The following is a 23,003-nucleotide window of genomic DNA, read 5'->3' as shown; positions in this document are numbered from 1 at the left end:
ATTTATGCGTATTAAACCTCTTAGCTTAGCGGTCTTACTCTCTTGCTCACTTACCTTTGCAGCTCAGGCATCACAGGAAGAGGTACCGCTTCTCGATAATACTCAATCAGCGCAGTTGATTCGTAGTACCTACGAACAGGAACTGTTCACTTTCCCGGCGTTTAAAGAGGGCCATTTTGGCTTACGCATGTACCGCCAAACATTAGATGAGAAATATCACGCTGCCATTTGGACCGACATGGCACAAGTAGCCAGCCGGTTAAACCAATTTGCTAATGAAGTTGTTGAACCAGAAGACATCATTCTCTATTCATCTCAAAGGCTGACCACGTATCAAGAGAAAGAAACCGAACGAGGGCAGCGACGCTATACCGTGACTAAACACCATCCTGAGTACCTTTATCTTGGTGTGGATTTGCTTGGCGCAATGGCAAGAGCAAACGAATACGGCCTAAAGCATAAACAAGACAAAACGCTGAGAAAAATTATTAGGCGCTACGATTTCTCGCGTTACGTTACGGACAAAGAGATGATAGAAGCATGGGCAGCTCAGCTTGCAAACCAAGTCTACTGGCTTCGTCAGTTAGGAGAGCAAGATGTGGTCGAGGAATTCACTCAAACCTTCCGTGACACCTACCCCGACGATAAAGATAAGATGCTTTCAGCTCAGCAGTATTGGAACAAACTCTATGGGATGACGCACATCATCTTTGCCGATTCACAGTATTATCAGGAGCGAGTAAGCGAGAAGAAACACCAATGGATTTATGATTACTTTCGCAACAATATCGACACTATCCTACTGCGCGCCAAAGAAGACGTGATTGCGGAAGTCGGCATTTCGTTTTTGTTAGCAGGCTTGGACCATGATCCGGTCGTAAAGAAAACCCGCCAAGCCATTCGTCACGCAATCAACGCAGAAAAAGGGATGATTCCGTCGGTCGACGGTAACTTTGATCTCAAGTACGGCGAACACCGTAACGTGCTAGCCATCATGCTGCTCGATTGGAAAGGGGTACATAAAGCGCCAACTTATCAAGAGCACCCAGAGGCTTTTAAATCGATACCTTACGGCTTAATGCCCAAGCCTTAGAAATAACAAAACCCGCCATTTAGGCGGGTTTTTAGTGTGTATCTTCAATCTAAATTAGAGAGAGATAAAAATGCCCGCTAAGCACGCACTCATCAGGTTAGCGAGTGTACCAGCAGCAACCGCTTTTAGGCCTAGACTTGCAACATCTTTGCGGCGCTCAGGTGCCATCACGCCGATAGAACCCAACTGAATCGCAATTGAGCCAATGTTCGCAAAACCACACAACGCAAAAGTGATAATAATTTGAGTATGCTCAGACAGTGTCGCTTTGTGCTGCACAAAATCGATAAACGCAACAAACTCATTCATCACCACTTTCTGACCAATGTATGAACCCGCAGCTAGGATTTCGTGGCTTGGCACACCAATCAACCATGCGAGAGGTGCAAACAAATAACCAAAAATCGCTTGTAGCGTTACGCCAGAGAAACCAAGTATCTCACCCAAGTTTTCTAGCCCCGTGTTCACCATCGCGATAACACTCACGAAAGCGATAAGCATGGTACCAACAGCAACAGCAACTTTCATACCGCCCATAGCACCGCTTGCTAGCGCATCAATTACGTTGCTTTCTTCTGATTTATCTAGCTCAATATTGTTGTAATCGCTTGGCGTTTGACGCTCAGGAACGATAATTTTTGCCATCATCAAACTACCTGGCGCTGCCATAAAGCTTGCCGCGATCAAGTATTTGAGGTCGACCCCCAAACCAGCATAACCACCAAGCACACTGCCCGCCACTGAAGCCATACCACCAGCCATCACAGCAAACAGTTCAGAGCGAGTCATGTTAGAAAGAAATGGACGAATAAGAAGTGGTGACTCGCCTTGAGATAAGAAAATGTTCCCTGTTGCAACCAAAGACTCTGCTTTACTCGTACCCAAGAACTTCTGGATAGCGCCGCCAATAAATTGAATCACTTTTTGCATAATGCCCAAATAGTAAAGGGCGGAGATAAGAGCACTGAAGAAGATGATGATAGGAAGGACACGAATAGCGAAGATAAAGCCAGAAGAAGCGAGGTCACCAAAGAGGAATTTAATCCCTTCATCAGCAAAGCTGAGTAGCCCCGCGACACCATTACTTAAACTCGCCAGCGCCGCTTGACCCAACGGGAAATAGAGCACTAACGCAGCAAACCCCATTTGTAGCATCAAGGCGCGAGATACAGTTTTCCAATTAATGGAAGAACGACCCTCAGAAAGTAGGAAAGCACAACCTAGCAGTGCAACAATACCAAATAGACTAAATAGAACACTCATGAGCTGGACCTACTAAACGTTGAAAAAGAAAAAAGAGCCAAAGGAATTGGCAGAAGAAAGGGACAACGCAGCGAGTGATAACTCACTTTTAGATCCAGAATGTAGACAGAACGAATAGTTCGACATCTTATTTTTACCTTATACAAGCAATTGAACGTAGCTGGTCCGGTCCGTGGGGTCATTCACTGCTGGCGAGCATGTTGCTTGGCCTGCTCCATGTGACGGCTTGTATGGGTAAGGGTCCTGAACAACTAAACCCTAATTCCCGCTTAAACGGGACGCAAGTATAGCCAACAAAAAGAGATATTCATCACATTTATTTACGCAAACGTTCAAGCGTTCAAAATTTAGGCAAAAGCACTCTTTTATCGTCATACCATTAGTAAAAGTAAGGAAATGAGGATAGGCGTTGATGGTAAAAAACATAAAAGTGACCAATAAATATGCAATCAAACTCGAAAGAGCCAAAATTCGTCATTTTGCTCTCGCCAACAGGTGGATTTTGGTTATAATTCGCGTTGCTTCTTTCGAGGCCTCTGAGTATTCAGAGCATCATGATGCCGAGATGGTGAAATTGGTAGACACGCTAGCATGAGGTGCTAGTGCCTTTGGTGTGAGGGTTCGAGTCCCTCTCTCGGCACCATTATCCTTCTTCCCTAATTTTGTTCGAGTGTAATGCAAAGTTCTAAGCAGGCAAGACAGTCTACAGATGCTAATCAACTTCTGAGTGAGCTTGCGGTTCACGCTTTATTACACCTGCACTTTAAAATTCACGCGTCCTCGCATGGCCTCTCCCTTAAAGAACGTAATGACTTACTTCAGAAATGGCTGAAACCAAAACTGAAGAGTAATCGCTATAAGCTGATTAAAAAGCCGTTAAAGTCTTTGACTCAGCAGGCAAAAGGTGAGAACGGAAATCTGGAAGTATTACTCGAGCGCTGCGTCGGTGCAGACAAACCCAGCAACCCTCAACCCGATCTAGATAGCTACTTGCTGCTGATCAACGAGATTGAGAAGAAACTGGGGACTACCGTGTTATTATCGCGACCGGAAGACGTCGACTTATCTCACGACCAACACGGCTGTTTGCTGTGTGTGCTTTCTGAGAACTTAAATCAGCACTTCGATGATAATAACGCCCTAATCGCTCCTATTTCGATGCTGTTCCGCGGACCAATGAGTCAACGCTCACTTTTCCTTGGCAGCATTTACGCCAGTGGTACCTTCAATTATGAAGTGCAGTATCAAGACGACCAGTTCGTTCGCATCACATTAGAGTTAGCGTAACTGTAACGCTAAGAAATAAACGAATCGAAAAAGGCCGTGAAACTCGCGGCCTTTTGCTTATCTAGATTTAAACTTGAGTTAATCGATCTCTTTAAATCGAGCAGTAAAGTGGCGCAGCACTGGTGGCTCGTACTCGAAAGTGAGCCCTTTTAACTCATGTGCACGATTTTTCAGTTCGATAATCGCATCCGCAATGTAATCCATATGATCGTTTGTGTAGACACGACGTGGAATGGTCAAACGCATCAACTCAAGCTCTGACGCTTTTTGTTTACCCGTTTCCGGATCTCGACCAAGCAGCAACGATCCTATCTCTACTGCTCGAATACCCGCTTCCAAGTACAAAGCATTACACAATACCTGCGCAGGAAACTGATCCGCTGGAATATGTGGCAAAATCTTAGCGGCATCCACAAACACCGCATGACCACCCGTTGGGTATTGAATCGGAATACCGCCTTCACGTAAGCGCTCACCTAAGTATTGAACTTGGCTAATTCTATAGTGAAGAAAATCCTCATCCGCGGCTTCATACAAACCGCGAGCGAGCGCTTCCATATCACGCCCAGCCATGCCGCCGTATGTTACAAATCCTTCCATGGGTACGCAGCGCGTCTGCACCGCCTGGAACAACTCCTTATGATCACGAATACAACACATGCCACCAATGTTTACCATCGGGTCTTTCTTAGCTGACATGGTGAGCATATCACCGTACTGGTACATCTCACGGATGATTTCCAGAATCGATTTATTCTCGTAACCCGCTTCACGCTGCTTGATAAAGTAGGCGTTCTCACAGTAACGAGCCGAGTCAATCACCACTGGAATATCGTACTTGGTTGCAATCTCGTACACACTGCGCATGTTTTCCATCGACACAGGCTGACCACCGGAGCTATTACAAGTAATCGTGGTGATAATTGCACAGATGTTATGCGAACCGTGCGCTTCAATTGTTGCCACCAGCTTATCGATATCAAAATTGCCCTTCCAATCATAAGGCGTAGTGGTGTCGAATGCTTCTTCCGTTACCACGTTAATCGCTTTACCGCCATTGAGTTCAATGTGACCCGCTGTGGTATCAAAATGGTAGTTCGAGATAAATACTGGCGTTTCGCCACCACGCACCTGACGCATACGCTCAATCAAAGCGGGGAACAAAATTTGCTCGGCACCACGCCCTTGGTGTGCAGGCACGGTGAGCTTATAACCGAAGAAGTGCTCCACTGCATCACACAGGTTGTAGTAATTTCGACTCCCCGCATAGGATTCATCCCCCATCATGATGCCAGCCCACTGATTATCACTCATGGCACCAGTGCCAGAGTCAGTCAGCAAATCGATATAAACATCATCACTACGAAGAAGAAATGGATTATAGCCCGCTTCTTTTAACGCGACTTCACGGTCTGCCAAAGTCGTCATTTTGATTGGCTCAACCATTTTGATACGGAAAGGTTCTGGAATACGTTTCATTGTTAACTTCCTTATACGCATTGCCCTACGCAGTTTCACGTAAGACTAAAAAACAAATAGATAGAATGCTTTTCAATGCGATTGCATTGAGGAAATCAACGAGAAGAGATTTTACTAAGAAGAGACAAGCAGTAGTCTAGGTTATACCAGAACGACAGCACCAAACGGCTATCGAGAATATCCTTTATTCTCATCGTCTTCGTCCTCCTGATAAAAATAAAAAGCCAGAAACCCCATGTCTCTGACCTTTTCAATATAGTGCAGTTTTCAATCAATTTTCAGTGAGGTTACCCTCATTTTAAGAAGGTCTCGCCCTTTTCATTCTGCGTTTGATATTACTTTCTTTGACTAGGTAATCGAAAAGTGGCGCGAATAAGTTAGCAAATAGAATCGCTAACATGATGCCTTCTGGATAAGCCGGGTTCAACACTCGGATAAAAATCGTCATCACACCGATTAATAGTCCGTATGCCCATTTCCCGTTATTGGTAAAAGCTGCCGAGACAGGGTCTGTCGCCATAAAGAAGGTACCAAACGCAACCCCACCAATCACGAAGTGCCAGTAGAACGGCATGGAGAACATGGAGTTAGAGTCTGAACCGATCGCATTCAATAGTAGTGAAGCTCCGATTAAACCGACCAACACGCCCGCAACAATTCTCCACGATGCAATCTTCATAAAGATGAGAACCAAGCCTGTTAGTGCGATCAACAACGTGGAGACTTCACCCATCGAGCCTGGTAAATTACCAACAAAAGCATCTCCCCATGAAATTGTTTGTCCTGTCATATTATTTATCAAGGCACTTTGCCCACCTTCATACCATTGGCTAAGTGGAGTAGCGCCAGAGTAACCATCAACCGCGACCCATACCGCACCACCTGACATGTTGGCAGGATAGGCAAAGTATAAGAACGCGCGCCCTGCTAAAGCTGGATTTAGGAAGTTTCGTCCAGTACCACCGAAAATCTCCTTCGCCACAACAATACCGAAAGTGATACCTAAAGCCGCTTGCCACAGTGGAATTGTCGGAGGAAGGATCAGCGCAAAGAGTATAGAGCTGACAAAAAAACCTTCGTTCACCTCATGCTTTCGCACAATAGCAAACAGAACTTCCCAGAAACCACCAACGATAAACACCGTCGCATAAACCGGGAGAAAGTAAGTAGCACCAAGCCACATTTTACTTCCCCACCCCGCTTGTGAAACCGCATCTAACGAGCCCCATACCCAACTCAGTTGCCATGAAGAAACAAGCGCTTGCTGAGCTGAGGCTTGATCCATTCCATACAACAAGGCATCACTCGCTTGCTGGCCTATGTTGTACATACCCCAGAACATGGCAGGGAAGACCGCCAGCCACACCATGATCATAATACGTTTTAAATCGATGCTATCTCGAACGTGAGTCATGCCTTGGTTTACCTTACCAGGCGTGTAAAAAATGGTTTCGACAGCTTCGAACAATGGGTAGAACTTGTGATACTTCCCACCTGGACCAAACTTAGGTGTCGCTTTCTCAAAGTAGTGTTTAAGGCTCATAACGCTCCTCCTTTATCTAAAAGATGGTACGCACATGTGTAAAAAGCGATCGTTTTTTAATCTCTTCGTCTTCCTTCTTCGTACTTCACCTTGTTCGCCACTCTTCTGTCTCCTCTTTAAATCCGGCGAACAGTTTATCCAACGAAAAAGGGACCGCTCATGGACACACTCGCCATTGACCTAGCTAGATTCCAATTTGCCTTTACTGTCTCTTTCCACATTATTTTTCCAGCTTTTACGATTGGTTTGGCAAGTTATCTCGCTGTATTAGAGGGCTTGTACTTAAAAACGGGCAACAAACAGTACATGCAAATCTATAAGTACTGGCTCAAAATCTTTGCCATCAGTTTTGGTATGGGTGTGGTGAGTGGCATCGTGTTGAGCTATCAATTCGGTACTAACTGGAGCGTGTTTGCCGACAAAACAGGCCCAATCCTAGGCCCGCTAATGGGTTATGAAGTTTTTACTGCGTTTTTCCTCGAAGCTGGGTTTTTAGGCGTGATGCTTTTCGGTATGGATAAGGTGGGTAAGAAGCTTCACTTCGCCGCGACTTGTATTGTCGCATTCGGGACGTTTTTGTCTGCTTTTTGGATACTTTCGGTTAATAGTTGGATGCAAACACCAGCGGGCTACAGTATCAACGAAGCCGGACAGTTTATCCCAGAAGACTGGTGGGCGATTGTCTTCAACCCTTCTTTTCCTTACCGGCTCGTTCATATGTTGCTCGCCGCTTACCTTACTACTGCCTTTGTTGTAGCTGGCGTTGCCGCTTATCACTTACTAAAAGCAAACCATAACCCTCTAGCCAGAATTATGTTCTCGATGGCAATGTGGATGGCTGCCATCGTGACACCAATTCAAATCGTTGCTGGAGACATGCATGGATTAAACACCCTTGAACATCAACCCGCCAAAGTCGCCGCGATGGAAGGGCACTATGAGTCTCACCAAGGCGCGCCATTGATCCTCTTCGGTATCCCTAACGATGAAGAAAAACGTATGGAATACGCACTGGAAATCCCCAAACTCGGTAGTTTGATTTTAACTCATGACCTCAACGGTGAAGTGAAGGGATTAGATGCTTTTCCAGAGGAGGAACACCCTCCTGTCTCTATCGTTTTCTGGTCTTTCCGAGTAATGGTCGCGCTTGGTTTTGGCATGCTTGTTATTGGTTTGTGGAGCCTATGGCTAAGAAAGCGTCGCAAACTATTTGATTCAAGGGCACTTCAACGTATTTGTGTCCTGTTTGCCCCTGCGGGGTTCATTGCAGTTTTAGCAGGCTGGATAACCACCGAAGTCGGTCGACAGCCTTACACCGTATACGGTCTTTTAACCACAGCCAATTCGGCATCGCCTATTGATGCCGCCGCGGTGAGCGTCTCCCTGACGGCGTTCATCGTGGTTTACTTTGTGGTTTTTGGAGCTGGCTTCTTCTATCTCCTACGTTTGATGCGCAAGTCTCCAACTCGATATGAAGAAGGTCTAGATAGCCGACTTCCTGATGGCACGAAAACTGATGCCATCACACATTCTAACCATCTAACCTAGGAGCTAACTCATGGATTACGCATTAATTTGGTACGCTTTGATTGGGCTCTCTGTTCTGATTTATGTCGTGTTAGATGGCTTTGATCTCGGTATTGGTATCCTATTCCTCAGCGCTAATGACGATGAAGAGCGCGACATGATGATGAACAGCATCGCTCCTGTTTGGGATGGGAATGAAACTTGGCTAGTTCTTGGCGGTGGTGGGCTTTTTGCCGTGTTCCCCCTCGCCTACGCGGTCATTATGCCAGCACTCTATGCTCCTCTGATTTTAATGCTGCTCGGGTTAATTCTGCGCGGGGTTTCTTTTGAGTATCGCTTCCGAACACAACGCGGAAAGTTTTTATGGGATAGCGCTTTTTTCATTGGTTCACTCACCGCGGCATTGATGCAAGGCATTATGCTCGGAACCCTGCTCCAAGGTATAGAGGTTAGTGAACGAGCATACGCAGGTGGATGGTTTGATTGGCTTTCGCCATTTGGCGTATTTTGTGGCTTGGCGCTTGTTTGTGCTTATATTCTGCTCGGTTCATGCTGGTTATTAATCAAGCTTCCAGAAGAGCTGATGGGGCGCTATTACGTGGTCGCGCGACGATGGGGGCTAGCGATGGTAGCCTGTATATTCATCGCCAGTTTGTGGCTGCCATTGAGCCAAAATATCGTATTTGAACGTTGGTTCTCATTACCAAACTCGCTACTGTTTTTCATATTACCAATTATTGCAGCGGCACTTATTTGGCAGCTATTCAAAGCCTTACTCGACCACAAAGCCGTCCGAGCCTACGTTCTTGCGATCGGCCTGTTTCTTTTGTCCGCGATGGGTTTCGGTGTCAGTACATTCCCTTACTTGGTCCCATTCGCACTCACTTATCAAGACGTCGCCGCGCCAGATAAGAGTTTGGCATTTTTACTTGCCGGTGCGGTGGTATTACTTCCTCTGATCATAGCCTACACGGCTTATTCGTACTGGGTTTTCCGCGGCAAGATTAAACGTGGAGAAGGATATCACTGATGAAACTAAAACCCATTTTGTGGTTCATTGGCATTTGGCTGGTAAGCGTGGTCGCCTTGTTTATCATCAGTTCGTTGATACGAACTGCGATATTGTAGGCCCAGAGTCTACTGCACCACATCTGAAGCCATTGAGGTCTATACTCAAGCAAGAGTAAAACAACGGAGTGTTTTTATGACCTTAAAGCGGTTTCTGGTAACTTTGATTCCTTTGACGGTTCCACTGTTTTCACCAAATGCTTTGGCCGTAGACAAGCAGATGTCATCCGCCATGAAAAGTAAAATGCGGTCTATTTGCTCCGCAACAAACGAGCAGGGCCGTTGGCAACTTGCTGAGGCAACTCCTGACGCCAGACGCTCACTCAACATGGTGCTTTATCAAATGAATGCCGATGATAAATTGAAAGCAATTCATGAGGTGAGAACCAAAATGGTCGGCGGCACCCATTATGCGTTTGAGTTCGAGTTGCAAGATGGTCAGGTCTGGAATGCAATTGTATTGCACAGTGCCCGAGGCGATTACATGATAGAAAGACACGCCAAGAAAGGGGAACTCTGCCCTAAAGATGGCAACTCCTAATTCCCAGATTCAAATACAATAAAGGCGACAGTTACGTCGCCTTTGTTTTATACCGTTTTCGCCTCTATCTTTTCATTCACTTTATCGCAAATGTACTCTCCAATAGGCATTGCAGATGTCGCTGCAGGAGAGGGGGCGTTGCAAACGTGCAGGCTTCTGGCGCTTTCGGCAAACAAGAAGTCATGAACCAAGGTTCCGTCGGATAACACCGCTTGCGCACGAATACCCGCAGGATATGGTTTGAGATCGTCTACCTTGATGCTTGGGCAGTATTTATTGACCAGCTTGAGATAGCCCGGCTTCCACCACGAGTTCTTAAACTCATCCAATCCGGTTTTTAGATGCTTTTGTGTCACCTTCCAGAAACCGGAGAAGCTCAGCATTTGCATGGTATCTTGCAAGCTGAAGTTAACCTTGTCGTACCCTTCTCGCTTCCAGCCTTGCACCGCATTTGGACCTACGGTCACACTGCCATCAATCATGCGAGTCAGGTGGACGCCCAAGAATGGCAAATCAGGGTCGGGAATTGGATAAATAAGATGATTCACCACTTGGTCGTGTTTGCTATCTAAGCGGTAGTATTCACCACGATAAGGGATGATTTGGAAATCGGTCGGAATAGACATCATCTTCGTCATGCGATCCGCCATCAAGCCGCTGCAAGTAACCAAGAACTTAGCATTGAGCTGCATGGTTTGACCGTCTGAAATACAGGTCAGTTGAACTTCTTCGTCCTTCTCTTCGGCAGCCACCACTTTGGTTCTCAAGCTGATTTGACCGCCGAGCTTTTTGAACTCTTCCGCCATCTGCTCAGTGACCAAACGATAGTCCACAATACTGGTGGTTTTGACATAAATCGCGCCCAATCCCGTGATGTTTGGTTCAGCCAGTTTAAGTTGAACTTCATCGAGTAGCTTTACGTCGATGCCGTTGACATGGCAGCGCTCATAGAGGGCATTCATGCGTTCGACTTCTTGCTCATTGGTCGCAACCAGTAACTTGCCACAGTTCTCCACCGGAATATCGTGCTCGGCGCAGAACGAAATGGTTCGCTCTACCCCACGCTTACAAAAATCCGCTTTTAAGCTGCCCGGTGCGTAGTACACCCCGGCATGAATCACGCCGCTATTGTGTCCGGTTTGGTGCTGGGCAAAACCGGACTCTTTCTCAACCAATAAAATGGATTTGTCTGGATGACGTTGCTGTAGTTGCCATGCTGTCGACACACCAACGATACCGCCACCAACAATGATGTAGTCATAGACTGATTTCATACGACCTCTTATAAAACCGATAGTTGAGATTGTTGCAATTTGAACTTGCGACCACTGTAAATGAACACCGCGACAAATACCGCGCAGCTTGCCACACGAACCAACATTGGGATATCGTGCCAAACCAGCAATGTACCCACCACTACCAACAAGAGACGCGTCAGAATGTTTAGAGGACCTTCCAAGTAGCCTTCAATCGCACCAATCAATGCATAGGTACCGATGATGGCAAAGAAGCCTACGGTAATTACCGACGTCACATCCCAACTGACCAAGCCTGTATAGGCAATAAGTAGCGGTACAAGATACAAACCTTTAGCGATTTTCCACGCCATCAGGCCGGTACGCATTGGAGGTGTTTTCGCGATGGTTGCCGCTGCAAATGCGGTCAAACACACTGGAGGCGTTACGTTACTGTCTTGCGATAACCAGAAGATGATGAGGTGAGCAGCCAGCAATGCCAAGCCTACCGCTTCCATACCCAAACTTTGCTCTAGTAGGGTTTCCATAAAGTCCGCAGGTACTAGCGCCACCATTTCTTTCGCGGTTTCCAACGCCATTGGTGCATTAAGCAGTTCCAACTTTTCTGGCGCCGCCAACATGAAGATAGCTTTTGCTTGTTCAGGCAATTGACCCGACACCATCAATTCAAGCAATTGGTTTTCGGCAATTAACTTGTAAAGCGCAGGGGCAGACAGAGTACCCAATACAATATACGCCGCTGTCACAGGTAAACCCATACCTAAAACAAGAGAAGCGAGCGCAATCAGAACGATCATGATGAACAAGTCGCCATTCGCCCAACCGTCGATCATCAGTGAGAAGGTGTTGCCGATGCCAGTTGTACTGATCACGTTGATCACCAAACCGATACCCACCAGCAATACGGCGGTTGTCGCCATGTTCTTTGCACCTTGCGATAGCGCTTCGATGATCGCTTTTGGTCCCATCTTATGATCTTTCGAGAACCAAGAAGCCACCACCACAGAAATGATTGACAAACCTGCAGCGTAAGTCGGTGTAAAACCTTGAACCAACAAAGTGACCAATACCGCCAGTGGGATAAGGTTGTGCCAACCGCTGATCAGCACTTTTAATAGAGATTCATCACTTGTCGTGATTTTTTGAACGCCGCTGCGTTTGGCTTCAATACGCACAAAGAACGCCACAGACAAGAAATAGATAAGAGCAGGAATGAAAGAAACGGCAATAATATCAACATAAGGAATTTGCGTGTAAGACGCCATTATGAAAGCACCCGCTCCCATCACAGGTGGCATCAACTGACCACCTGTCGACGCCGCAGCTTCAACGCCCGCCGCGAAGCGCGAAGGGAAACCTGCTTTTTGCATTAAAGGAATACTGATAACACCAGTTGAAACCGTATTTGCCACACTAGATCCAGATACTGAGCCCATCAATCCCGAGCCAATCACTGCGATAAAACCGGGACCACCAATGATTTTGCCAGCCGCAGCACGTGCCACATTGATGATGTAATCACCGACACCAGAGCGCACAAGAAACGCACCAAACAGAATGAACATGAATACGAAAGTCCAACTGATGCGCGAGATAGAGCCAAACATGCCCTCAGAAGAATAGAAGCTACGGTAGAGCAAGGTTTCCATGCTCAAACCCGGGAAGTGGAAAATACCTGTCGCCCACTTACCCCAAAGCACAACGTAGCTTAAACACACCACAATCAGCACTGGAATAAACCAACCCATGGTGCGTCGGATAAGCTCAATCACAATCAGGATTGCCATGATGGCGAAGACCCAATCGCTGGTCACGAACTTGACGCCACGTTCATACAGCGCATCTTCGGCATAGGGAATGTAGAGCAAACACGCGACTGCGCCCATGGCAATTAACACATCGATGCCGAGTGCAATCTTACTCTGCTTAAGAGAGATATGAGCCGGATAACAAAGCGCACAAATCACCGCAAAGCCAGCAAAGTGGGTCGCGGAAATCCATAACTCTGGTAACGTCGATAAGGTATTAAACCAAATGTGCAAAGCAGACAACACCACGCCAAACACTGTGATTGTGGTGGTTACCCACGGAAAATCAGTGCGCGTGGGCAGCTCAAATTTCTGCAATTCCTTTTCTATTGAGTCGCTCATCTCATACTCCAAGCTCTGGCGGCTTTTTCCATCTTAGAAATCGGTAGGGATAAAATGCCCCGAGCCGAAACTCGGGGCGAAGTTGGCGTTATTTCGCCATTAGGTCTGATGGGATTTCGATGCCCATTTCTTTGTAGTAACGCACCGCACCTGGGTGAAGAGGCACTGGCAAGCCTGCAATTGCTTTCTCAATTGCCATTGCTTTGGTTGCTTTATGAATACCTTGTAGGAAAGGCAGGTTCTCGTAGATCGCTTTGGTTAGCTGGTAAACGTCCTCTTCCGAGATATCTTCACGAACTGCCAAGAAGTTAGGCTGTGCAATGGTGGTGATCGGCTTATCTAGACCTGGATACGTGTTCGCAGGGATCTCGTACTTCGTCCATAGGTTGTAGTTGCCGTTCGCCTCTTTGATTTGCTCGTCAGTAAACGAAAGGATCGAAATGTCTTTACCCAACGCAGCAAAAGCTTGAGTAACCGCACCAACAGGTACACCCGCAGGCGTGTTCATACCGTCAATGGTGCCGTTTTGAAGTGCGCTCGCACTACCGCCGTAGCCCATGTAAGCAAGGTTGAATTTATCAGGATCTACTTTCAGACCTTTCATGATTTGGCGACCAGAGTTCTCAGTACCTGAGTTCTTCTTACCGATAGAGAACTTCTTGTCATCTAGGTTGTTCAGGTCAGTCACTGTGCCCGTTTTTGCTAGGTCAGAGCGAACAATAAAGTGCTCAACGTTTTGCCACAGCATAGAGACCGAACGCAACTGCTCTTGGCGACCGCTCTTCTCATAAGGACCTTCACCAGACCAAGCCCATGCACCGTAAAGACCTTGCAGAATCGCGAACTGTGCTTCGTTTTCGTTCAGTAGTTTGACGTTTTCACCAGAGCCCGCAGAGCTGATTGCAGAAAGGGAGAAGTGGTGCTTTGGTGCCAATTTCACTTTGCTTAACGTCGCCAACGCTACGCCCACAGGGTAGTAAGTACCACCTGTCGATGCCGTTGCAAGAATGTAGCTACGATCTTCTGCCGCAGCGTTAGCAGCAATACCAAAAGAAGTCACAGCGACAGCCAAAGCTTTTACCAGCTTATTCATTTTCATTATTACTCTCCGTGTAGTCGTTTCACGATTGGGGATTTACATCATGTTAAACCTTTATTAACAACACATTCCCTAGAGCAATTGAAATGCCAACTTTTAAACCTTTGTATTTATTGAACTAAGAGCTGAAAGACATCAAAAATGAGCAAGATTCTGCTGATTTGATAGCAAAGCAATGAGCAAGATCTTGCCTATCTAAGATGAGAAGGTTGTACGCCTAGATCGCAAAAGGTTAATAAAATGTGATCAAGACAAAATAAATGCACGATTCACTAATAAGCAATATTTTGCCGATGCAATTTTGGATTGAACTGCAGCTAATGAGCATCTTAACAATAAGAAGAAAAAGCGTATCATTCTAAACTGCTCACTTTATCAGCTAAGGTTTATAGCCTAAACGACTTCAAATAGCACAAAAATACAGCAAAGCAAGCCATGTTACAGAAATGAAAAGTCATTTATTCTAATTTTGAATTTAAAAAGCAGCTCGATCCACCAGTTCAGAAACAAACATTGACCGTATCAACTTATTTTCTACTTCGGGGTTGTGCCAATGGCCCTATGTTCGTTAGTGTAACAACACACCAAGGCAAACATATTCCTTGGTATTTTTTCGTCTTTAAGGATCACCCATGTCAGCAACTGCGCAATTACAATTCGCTTTAAAACGCCCATCTGGCGTTGCTGCTGCGATCCTCCTGCTCTCTCTGAAACTGATTCAGAGCTGACAGGCTATATCTAAACTTTCTGTCAGCTTGAGAAGAAGCTGACGGGAACACCACATACTCCTCCCATTCCTTTCAGTTTCTTCCAAGCGAAACATAAGAGGAATAACAATGTTAAGCGCACGCAATATCGCCGCTTTGGGCTTCATGACTTTCGCCATGTACTTAGGCGCAGGTAACCTGATCTTCCCTCCATTTTTGGGTTACCAAGCAGGTGAAAACTTTCTGAGCGGGATGTCTGGCTTCCTCTTAACGGGTGTTGGTCTGCCTGCGATGGCACTGGTGATGGTGGCTATCGTAAACGGTTCAGACAAATTAACCGCTGCCCTGCCTAAACCTTTGGCGACAAGTTTTTGGGTGATGGTATTTATTGTGATTGGCCCTGCGTTCGTAATCCCACGTGCGATTACCGTCGCTTATCAATTCAGCTTTGCGCCAATGTTTGGTGATGCCGCTTTGGTGCCTTTCACTATTGCCTTCTGTGCTATCACCATTCTATTTGCTCTATATCCGGGTAAGTTGGTCGACAACCTAGGCAAGATCTTAACGCCTGCCTTGATGGCAATCTTGATCATCATGTCTGTGACGGCTTTGGTTTCTCCTGCAGGTGAGCTAACTGCCGCAACGGGACCATACGTATCTGGCGCATTTGCTGAAGGCTTAACCCAAGGTTACATGACCATGGATGCATTAGGTTCTATCGGTTTTGGTTGGATTATCTTCCGCGCGATTCGCAGCATGGGTGTGGATTGCCCGAAAGCCACCGCAAAATACACGCTAATCGCAGCTTTGATGTACGCGGTTGCCATGGCATTTGTTTACATCTCATTGGCTTACATTGGTTCGACAAGCTCATACTTGGGTTCTGAGTTCAGCAATGGTGGCGACATTTTAACGGCATTCACCTTCAGCCACTTCGGCGCATTTGGCTCACTATTACTAGGTGCCGTGATGGTATTGGCGTGTTTGACTACTGCTATCGGCGTAACCACAGCAGGCAGTGAGTTTTACGACAACACTTTCAGCAAAGTGAACTACAAAGGCTGCGTTATCACGACCATGGTATTGGCTGGTTTGATCGCCAACGTAGGTCTAGAGCAACTATTGGCTATCACATTACCAGCGGTTGTGGCGCTTCACCCAGTAGCGATTGCGTTGATGATCATGGCACCGGTGCGCGACAAGATGTCGCAAATCATGGTCGTCGCAACCGCGTTCACTGCTCTAATGTTTGGTTGTGTTGATGCGCTGCACATCCTAGGTTACATGCCAAGTTCCACTGATGAGTGGATGGGTAATTACATGCCTCTGTACAATGACTTTGCTAGCTGGATTGTGCCTAGCGTATTTATGATGATTGTTGGTCTGCTGTTTACGACGAAAACCAACCAAACCGAACAATTCGAGCTGGTGAATGAATAGCCGTTTAACATAAGACATCGCTCAATAAGTGCGTTACTATGTAGCTCGCTTATTGATATCAGGCAAAGGAGTTGCCTGAATGAAAGATTGATATGGGTCGCCTATGGATAATCAGTATCTAGACATCAGAACACTGAACTTTATCGTTATTCTGTTCTCTTGCATTTACTCTATTAGTCTGCTTTGTTATCAATACACTCAGGGTAGAGTCAAAGGCCTAAAAACCTTCTCGATATCACTACTTTTTATTGGTTTAGGCCCTTTTTTACTTGGCTTTAGAGGCTCTGCGCCAGACTGGCTGACCATCGTCATAGCCAACACTCTCATATTAGTCGGCTTCTTGCTTACGCTATATAGCGTAAGCATTTTTCGTCAATACCCTTTAAAATTGGCTCACTGTCTTACCTTGTTAACACCTGTTTTCAGTGGTTCATTTTACTATTTCACCTTCCATGACCCTTCTATCAAAAGCCGCATTATTTATCTGAGCATGTATATTTGTATCGTCACCTTCTTTAGTGGTGTCGCCATGCTTAAAGGTACCCAAAAGGACTTAAAGCTCCCTGTTAAAGCAATGGCTTACTCTTTCTTTGGATTTAGTTTTTTTATGGGATTTAGGGCGCTTTGGAGTACTTTTTCAGGTGAGTTACCAAGTTTTATGGTCGCAGGCCTTATCCATCAGCTGACTTTCTTATTTAGCATCTGCCTGATCGTTGCTTTGAGCTTTAGTATGCTATGGTTAATTAACGGACGCTTGGTGCAATCCATTAATGATCTCTCTCATTTAGATGCACTCACAGGGCTATATAATCGTCGAGCCATGGAAGAAATCGTTCCAAACTTGGTTAGTAAAGCACATAAAAAAAGCCAAGCAATCAGCATTATTATGACTGATGTAGACAAGTTCAAAGCGATTAATGATCACTATGGTCACACGGTTGGCGACTCCGTCATGGCAACGATCTCCACTATTTTTAAAAAGCATCTTCCTGAGTCCGCCTGCATTGTGCGATTTGGTGGTGACGAGTTCATGATTGTTTTGCTCGAAAAAGCACAGCAAGCCAAAATTGTCGCAGAGCAAATTCGCCTTGCGGTCGAAACTGAAACCGCTTTGCAATCATTTAAAACTGAAGTGACCATGAGCTTTGGTATCAGTCAGTTATCTGAAGGGCAATCACTTCAAGAGGCGCTTGCTGAAGCAGACGAAGCGCTATATAGCTCTAAACATACTGGAAGGAACCTCGTTACCTTGTTTGGAGAAGGTAAAGACCTAAATTATAAGTTTGTCCCAGCTCCTGCCAAAAGCGCATAACATGTTTGTTATGCCAATGATTTTACATTAGCTAGAAATCGTACTAAGTATAGTCGGAGCGATTCAAACCAAACTTCTGCATCTTTTGGTTAAGGGTTCGACGTGGTAAATCCAACTCCTGCATCACCTCATTGATGCGTCCATGATGCCTGACTAAAGAATCATGTAGCACCTTACGTTCAAAGTTATGTAGCTGAATCGCCAACGGCACGCCCGCATGCGTCTCTTCGGTTGTTGAGGATGGTCGACTGGAGAGAATTTCCATTACGGAGACGGTTTCATCCAATGCAAAACGCATCGCTACATTCCTAAGCTCACGTACGTTACCAGGCCAAGAGTAAGCAAGAATGGCCTTTCTATCGGCTTCACTCAGTGGGCGGCTCTCAGGGTTACTTTTCAGAGCAAAGTGTTCGAACAAGATCAACGCGTCTTCTTCTCGCTCACGTAGCGGTGGCAAATAGATCTGCGCCACATTAAGACGATAGTACAAATCCTGACGAAACTCGTCATGATCATTGAGATCTTCTTTCGCGGCGGCGATCACTCTCAAATCAACCGAGATCTGCTGATTACCCCCAACGCGCTCAACCGTATGTTCCTGCAATGAACGCAACACTTTCACCTGCATAGACAGCGGCATACTCTCGATTTCATCAAAGAATAAAGTGCCTTTATCCGCGTATTCCAACTTACCAATGCGCTTTTTACCCGCTCCGGTAAATGCCCCTGCTTCATGCCCAAACAGCTCACTTTCAAACAGGTTCTCAGGAATAGCGCCACAGTTGATTGGCACAAAATGATAGGATCTGCGTTGGCTTTCATTATGCAAACTGGTCGCCACCAGCTCTTTACCACAACCTGTTTCGCCGTAAATGATCACGTTAGTATCAATGCGTGCTAACTTGGCTACTTGTTCTCTAAGCTGTTGCATCACTCGGCTTCGGCCAATCAGCATTTCTTCTAAGCCGCTAACGCTAGATAGATACTCTTGGCGATCTTGAGTAGACGTTTGTGCGCGATAACTCTCGACCGCATCGGTCACTCGCTGGGATAGGCGCTCAGGTTGGAAAGGTTTCTCGATAAAATCAAACGCACCGTTTTGCAACGCCCCAACTGCCATATCGACATCACCATGTCCGGTGATCAAGATAACCGGCGTTGGAATGTGATTGGCAATCAGGCTTTCTAGTATCGACAAGCCGTCGGTGTCCGGCAGGCGAACATCACTGACAATCGCATCAAATTCTTGGCTAAGAATGGCGGCTTTGCCCTCCTCCCCCAAACTAAACGCGGTCACGTCGAACCCCGCGAGTTGCAGCCACTGACTGGTAGCCTGACGAACAATGTCATCGTCTTCGATAAGTGCAATTTTAGGGGTGTCGTCAAAAGCCATGAGTTACTACCGTAGGTGGAATAGAAATCGCTCTTTGCTAACGGTAGCAAAAACCACTGAGGAGAAAAGGAGCTAGATCTCACTTCTTGCTTACAAGTCTTTAACATCCAACCAGTTAGGCGCACTCTTTAATGACTCTCGGTGAGAACGCACTAGCTGAACGGAGTCAGTATGCAGCGCAAAAGGAATGGCAAAACTTGGCTTGTGGTCGTAATTGCAGCAGTGCTGATGTTGTCTTGTTATAGCGCCAGCAGAGAGGTTGCTCGTCAATGGTTGAGCGTACAAACTCAAACCGAAGCTCAACAAAAACTGCTCGACTATATTGGTGAAGTTCGTCGTGCACTTAAACGCTTCTATCACCTGCCTTACCTCGTCACCAACAATCCAGAAACCATCGCGTTTGTGAAAGGGAATCTGACTTATTACGAACCGTTGCAAACCCAACTGACTCAACTCGATAAAGCCGCCAATACTGAAGGTTGGCTAATCCTGTCTAACTCTGGCGAAGTATTGGTCTCGAGTTTAATCGAAGAGCGCTTTAGCCTGTCTGACCGAAAAGCCATTGTGGAACAAATTCACAATCAAGGCGGTGGGGTTTCCTTGGTGAACAAAACCAAAGGTTCGAGCCCGTTGTATTATCTTGCAGCCCCTATCTATGATGGTTTGGATATCGCAGGTATTGTCGTGGTGCAAATCAACCTCAGCCTGTTGACCGAACAGACCATTACCAGCCAAGACATCATTACGTTGCAAAATCGCCAGCAACGCTTTTTCCTATCAAGCAGCTCGCTTTATAACGCAGACTGGTTTAACGAACCGAGCAACACCGTTCAGTTAGAAACGCAGCGCTTATACGACAACACCAATATCAGTGTGTGGACACTTAACCAGCAACGTTATTTTGCGCACACCGTTAAATTGGATGATTTGAATTGGTACGTCAGCTACCTCACCCCTTCTAAGCCGATTCAACAAACCATCAACGTGATTGGTTGGAGCGTAGCGGCGCTGCTCTTGTTGGCTGTATTACTCGTCATCATTGGCTTACAACGTCGCCAAAAGCACATCAATCAACAGCGAATTCAAGCCCTGTTGGAAGAGTCTCAACGCCGCTTGAAACAGATGATCAATAAGACCCACGTTGGTTTGCTATTGATTGATGAACAAGGGCAACTGTTCGATCTCAACCCAATGGCGAAGCGTTTGTTCTGTTTACCAGAAAGCGTCAATCGACATGCTTTTGCTTGGGAGTTATTCGACGCAGGCAATCCCAACTCCACCACACTCAAGTTGCTTAAGGATTTACCTAAACATAAAGAGCTCGCAGAGATCAGCACGGTCGAAACCATTGCCAGACGCAGTGACGGAAGCGTCTTCCCTGTCTTGTTCTCACTGACCAGTTTCCCTTGGCATGGCGAGCAGTACTTCCTTGCAACGATCATAGACATCAGTAAGCGGAAAAAAGCCGAGCAATCGCTGCAACAGGTCAACCAAGAACTGGCGCAACGGGTAGAAGAGCGTACTCAAGCGCTAAAAGAAGCGCAAAGCCAGTTGATTGAATCGAGCAAAATGGCCGCTTTGGGTCGCATGTCGAGCGCGATCACTCATGAGCTCAATCAACCACTGACAGGCTTGCGTACCCTGCTCACAACAAACGAACTGTTAGCAGAACGCGGTGAAACCGAGATGATGAAAGCTAACAACGTATTGGTGCAGAAGCTCATTGATCGCATGGCAAGCATGACTAGTCAGCTAAAGACGTTTGCCTATAACAAACCAGAAAGCCTACAAGCAATTTCTCTTACCTCCGCACTCGAAGAGACCTTACGCGTTTATCAAACCCAATTAGACAAAGTGGATGTGCGTGTTCGAGTTCCTCATGACTTACCTAACATCATGGGCGAAGAACAACGACTGCTTCAGGTGCTCGGTAATCTTGTCTCAAATGCGCTAGACGCAATGAACAACACCACCAACCCGCAGCTCAACTTGATCGTCAATCCAACCGTTAATCGGGTCGAACTGATCGTCAGTGATAATGGCTGCGGCGTGTCGGATGAGATGCTCGAATCCATGTTCGAACCCTTCCAAACCTCAAAGAAAATTGGTGAAGGATTGGGGCTGGGTTTAGCGATTACGGCCAACAATATGCGTGATATGAACGGACAAATTACCGTGCATAAGAATGAACAAAATGGGCTGACTTTCACTCTATTGTTCAAATCAGCCTAGGTTGATATTGATTACAAAATCATCATTAGAACTAAGCATCCCCGCTGTTTGAGAAAAATACGATCTCGATACAAGTATCGAGGTGTCTCCTACACTATTCTCAAGCAATAAATCCACAAACATTTCCTAAATATAAAGAGTGAGAAGCATGATTAAGTTTCCTGAACATTTTCTTTGGGGTGGTGCCATTGCTGCAAACCAAGTAGAAGGGGCGTACAACCTTGGGGGTAAAGGGTTATCGACATCAGACATGCTGCCAAACGGTATTTTGAGTCCGCATCAAACTCGTGAAGAGCGTACGCCGGGTATCAAAGACGTGGCGATCGACTTCTACAATCGCTACCCAGAAGACATTGCGCTATTCAAAGAGATGGGCTTTAACTGTCTGCGCCTGTCTTTAGCGTGGAGCCGCATCTTCCCGAACGGTGACGAGCTAGAACCTAACGAAGAAGGTTTGGCGTTCTACGATAAAATTTTTGACGAACTTGCCGAGCATAACACCCAACCTTTCGTAACTTTATCTCACTACGAAATGCCTTACGCACTGGTTGAAAACTATGGCGGTTGGGGCGATCGTCGCGTCATCGAATTCTTCGAACGTTATGCCCGCACCGTGCTGGAACGCTACAAAGACAAAGTGAAGCTGTGGTTAACGTTCAACGAAATCAACATGTCTCTACACGCACCATTTACTGGTGTTGGTTTGCAAGAAGACGCCAGTGAACAAGAGATTTACCAAGCGATTCACCACCAACTAGTCGCCAACGCAAAAGCGGTAAAACTGTGTCAGCAAATCGTACCCAACGGCAAGATTGGTAACATGCTGCTTGGCGCAATCAACTACCCATACACCTGTAACCCTGATGACGTGCTGGCTGCCATGCATGAAAACAACAAGTGGTTGTTCTTCGGTGATGTACAAACACGTGGTCAGTACCCAGGCTACATGAAGCGTTACTTCCGTGAAAACGGCATCGAAATTCAGATGGAAGCAGGCGACTTAGAAGAAATTGCGTCTGCGAGTGTCGATTTCATCTCATTCAGCTACTACGCAAGCGGCTGTGCAAGTGCGGATCCGAAACAGAAAGAAGTGGGTAACATCGTCGATAGCGTACCAAACCCATACCTTGAAAAGAGCCAATGGGGCTGGCTGATCGATCCAAAAGGCCTGCGTGTTCTGCTGAACTTCCTTCACGACCGCTACCAAAAGCCACTGTTCGTCGTAGAAAACGGCCTAGGTGCGCGTGATGAAATCGATGAAAACGGTGAGATTCAAGATGATTACCGCATCGCTTACTTGAACGACCATCTTGTACAAGCACATGAAGCAATTTTGGATGGCGTTGAGCTGATGGGCTTCACCAGTTGGGGACCAATCGATTTGGTCGCGAACTCAACCGCTGAAATGAGCAAACGTTACGGTTACATCTACGTTGATCGCCACAACGATGGTCAAGGTACGTTAGAACGTAAACGTAAGAAGAGCTTCTTCTGGTATCAAGATGTGATTCGCACTGCGGGCGGCTCGCTGAAAAACTAAGCTTATTATCTAGATACAAGCCTAGATACAAAGTGCATGTGTATTTAGATAGAAAAAACAAAGCCCTGCAAAC

Annotated in this window: 16 protein-coding genes and 1 tRNA gene; 10 read left to right on the top strand and 7 right to left on the bottom strand. The window is 46.3% G+C overall.

The genetic code is table 11. The annotated features are described in order from the left end of the window. The first annotated feature begins 4 nt into the window (after positions 1-4). Positions 5-1,093, top strand: coding sequence for a DUF3541 domain-containing protein (locus R8269_RS00290; protein WP_005384167.1), 1,089 nt, complete (start codon positions 5-7; stop codon positions 1,091-1,093). A gap of 54 nt (positions 1,094-1,147) precedes the next feature. Here R8269_RS00290 and R8269_RS00285 read toward each other — a convergent pair whose 3' ends face one another. Next, the gene (locus tag R8269_RS00285) at positions 1,148-2,356 is read right to left on the bottom strand and encodes a NupC/NupG family nucleoside CNT transporter (protein ID WP_017635515.1); all 1,209 of its coding nucleotides are present in this window, start codon (positions 2,354-2,356) and stop codon (positions 1,148-1,150) included. A 559-nt stretch (positions 2,357-2,915) separates the two neighbouring features. On the opposite strand from R8269_RS00285, the gene R8269_RS00280 reads away from it, so the two are divergent. Together R8269_RS00280 and R8269_RS00275 are read left to right on the top strand one after the other, a co-directional pair. Beyond that, positions 2,916-2,999: transfer RNA gene (locus R8269_RS00280), tRNA-Leu, on the top strand. A gap of 32 nt (positions 3,000-3,031) precedes the next feature. Beyond that, the gene (locus tag R8269_RS00275) at positions 3,032-3,643 is read left to right on the top strand and encodes a DUF2913 family protein (RefSeq protein WP_017819727.1); all 612 of its coding nucleotides are present in this window, start codon (positions 3,032-3,034) and stop codon (positions 3,641-3,643) included. Between the two features lie 78 nt (positions 3,644-3,721). On the opposite strand, the gene R8269_RS00270 is transcribed toward R8269_RS00275, so the two are convergent. Beyond that, positions 3,722-5,122, bottom strand: coding sequence for a tryptophanase (locus R8269_RS00270; protein ID WP_005384172.1), 1,401 nt, complete (start codon positions 5,120-5,122; stop codon positions 3,722-3,724). A gap of 298 nt (positions 5,123-5,420) precedes the next feature. After that, the gene (locus R8269_RS00265) at positions 5,421-6,665 is read right to left on the bottom strand and encodes an NADH:ubiquinone reductase (Na(+)-transporting) subunit B (protein ID WP_258477324.1); all 1,245 of its coding nucleotides are present in this window, start codon (positions 6,663-6,665) and stop codon (positions 5,421-5,423) included. Between the two features lie 159 nt (positions 6,666-6,824). Here R8269_RS00265 and R8269_RS00260 point away from each other — a divergent pair, with 159 nt between their 5' ends. The 3 genes from R8269_RS00260 (at position 6,825) to R8269_RS00250 (ending at position 9,801) form a co-directional block, all read left to right on the top strand. Beyond that, the gene (locus R8269_RS00260) at positions 6,825-8,213 is read left to right on the top strand and encodes a cytochrome ubiquinol oxidase subunit I (protein WP_017635517.1); all 1,389 of its coding nucleotides are present in this window, start codon (positions 6,825-6,827) and stop codon (positions 8,211-8,213) included. A 10-nt stretch (positions 8,214-8,223) separates the two neighbouring features. Beyond that, positions 8,224-9,222: a cytochrome d ubiquinol oxidase subunit II gene (cydB, locus tag R8269_RS00255; protein ID WP_167415762.1), complete on the top strand. Its 999-nt coding sequence runs from the start codon at positions 8,224-8,226 to the stop codon at positions 9,220-9,222. Positions 9,223-9,396: 174 nt separating this feature from the next. Continuing rightward, positions 9,397-9,801, top strand: coding sequence for a cystatin (locus tag R8269_RS00250; protein WP_167415763.1), 405 nt, complete (start codon positions 9,397-9,399; stop codon positions 9,799-9,801). 47 nt (positions 9,802-9,848) lie between these two features. On the opposite strand, the gene lhgO is transcribed toward R8269_RS00250, so the two are convergent. The 3 genes from lhgO to R8269_RS00235 form a co-directional block, all read right to left on the bottom strand. Next, positions 9,849-11,075, bottom strand: coding sequence for an L-2-hydroxyglutarate oxidase (gene lhgO, locus R8269_RS00245; protein ID WP_053304664.1), 1,227 nt, complete (start codon positions 11,073-11,075; stop codon positions 9,849-9,851). Between the two features lie 8 nt (positions 11,076-11,083). Then, positions 11,084-13,207, bottom strand: coding sequence for a TRAP transporter permease (locus R8269_RS00240; protein ID WP_206957425.1), 2,124 nt, complete (start codon positions 13,205-13,207; stop codon positions 11,084-11,086). 88 nt (positions 13,208-13,295) lie between these two features. Then, a complete protein-coding gene (locus R8269_RS00235) occupies positions 13,296-14,306 on the bottom strand; it encodes a TAXI family TRAP transporter solute-binding subunit (protein ID WP_206957424.1) in 1,011 nt (336 codons plus the stop codon). Between the two features lie 836 nt (positions 14,307-15,142). On the opposite strand from R8269_RS00235, the gene brnQ reads away from it, so the two are divergent. Together brnQ and R8269_RS00225 are read left to right on the top strand one after the other, a co-directional pair. Next, the gene (brnQ, locus tag R8269_RS00230) at positions 15,143-16,453 is read left to right on the top strand and encodes a branched-chain amino acid transport system II carrier protein (protein WP_104980348.1); all 1,311 of its coding nucleotides are present in this window, start codon (positions 15,143-15,145) and stop codon (positions 16,451-16,453) included. Positions 16,454-16,556: 103 nt separating this feature from the next. Continuing rightward, positions 16,557-17,765, top strand: a complete 1,209-nt coding sequence (locus tag R8269_RS00225) for a GGDEF domain-containing protein (RefSeq protein ID WP_005374203.1) — start codon at positions 16,557-16,559, stop codon at positions 17,763-17,765. Positions 17,766-17,808: 43 nt separating this feature from the next. On the opposite strand, the gene R8269_RS00220 is transcribed toward R8269_RS00225, so the two are convergent. Next, positions 17,809-19,158, bottom strand: a complete 1,350-nt coding sequence (locus R8269_RS00220; protein WP_318222416.1) for a sigma-54 dependent transcriptional regulator — start codon at positions 19,156-19,158, stop codon at positions 17,809-17,811. A gap of 171 nt (positions 19,159-19,329) precedes the next feature. Here R8269_RS00220 and R8269_RS00215 point away from each other — a divergent pair, with 171 nt between their 5' ends. Together R8269_RS00215 and R8269_RS00210 are read left to right on the top strand one after the other, a co-directional pair. Further along, positions 19,330-21,390 (top strand): sensor histidine kinase, encoded by a 2,061-nt coding sequence (locus R8269_RS00215; protein WP_318222415.1) that lies wholly within the window; start codon positions 19,330-19,332, stop codon positions 21,388-21,390. A gap of 148 nt (positions 21,391-21,538) precedes the next feature. Continuing rightward, complete coding sequence (locus R8269_RS00210; protein ID WP_318222414.1) at positions 21,539-22,930, top strand: glycoside hydrolase family 1 protein; 1,392 nt, start codon at positions 21,539-21,541, stop codon at positions 22,928-22,930. Positions 22,931-23,003: the final 73 nt, after the last annotated feature.

This window comes from Vibrio sp. Vb0667 (assembly GCF_033391095.1).
The sequence above is the reverse complement of the archived record's forward strand: the minus strand, read 5'-3'. Positions and strand labels throughout refer to the sequence as shown.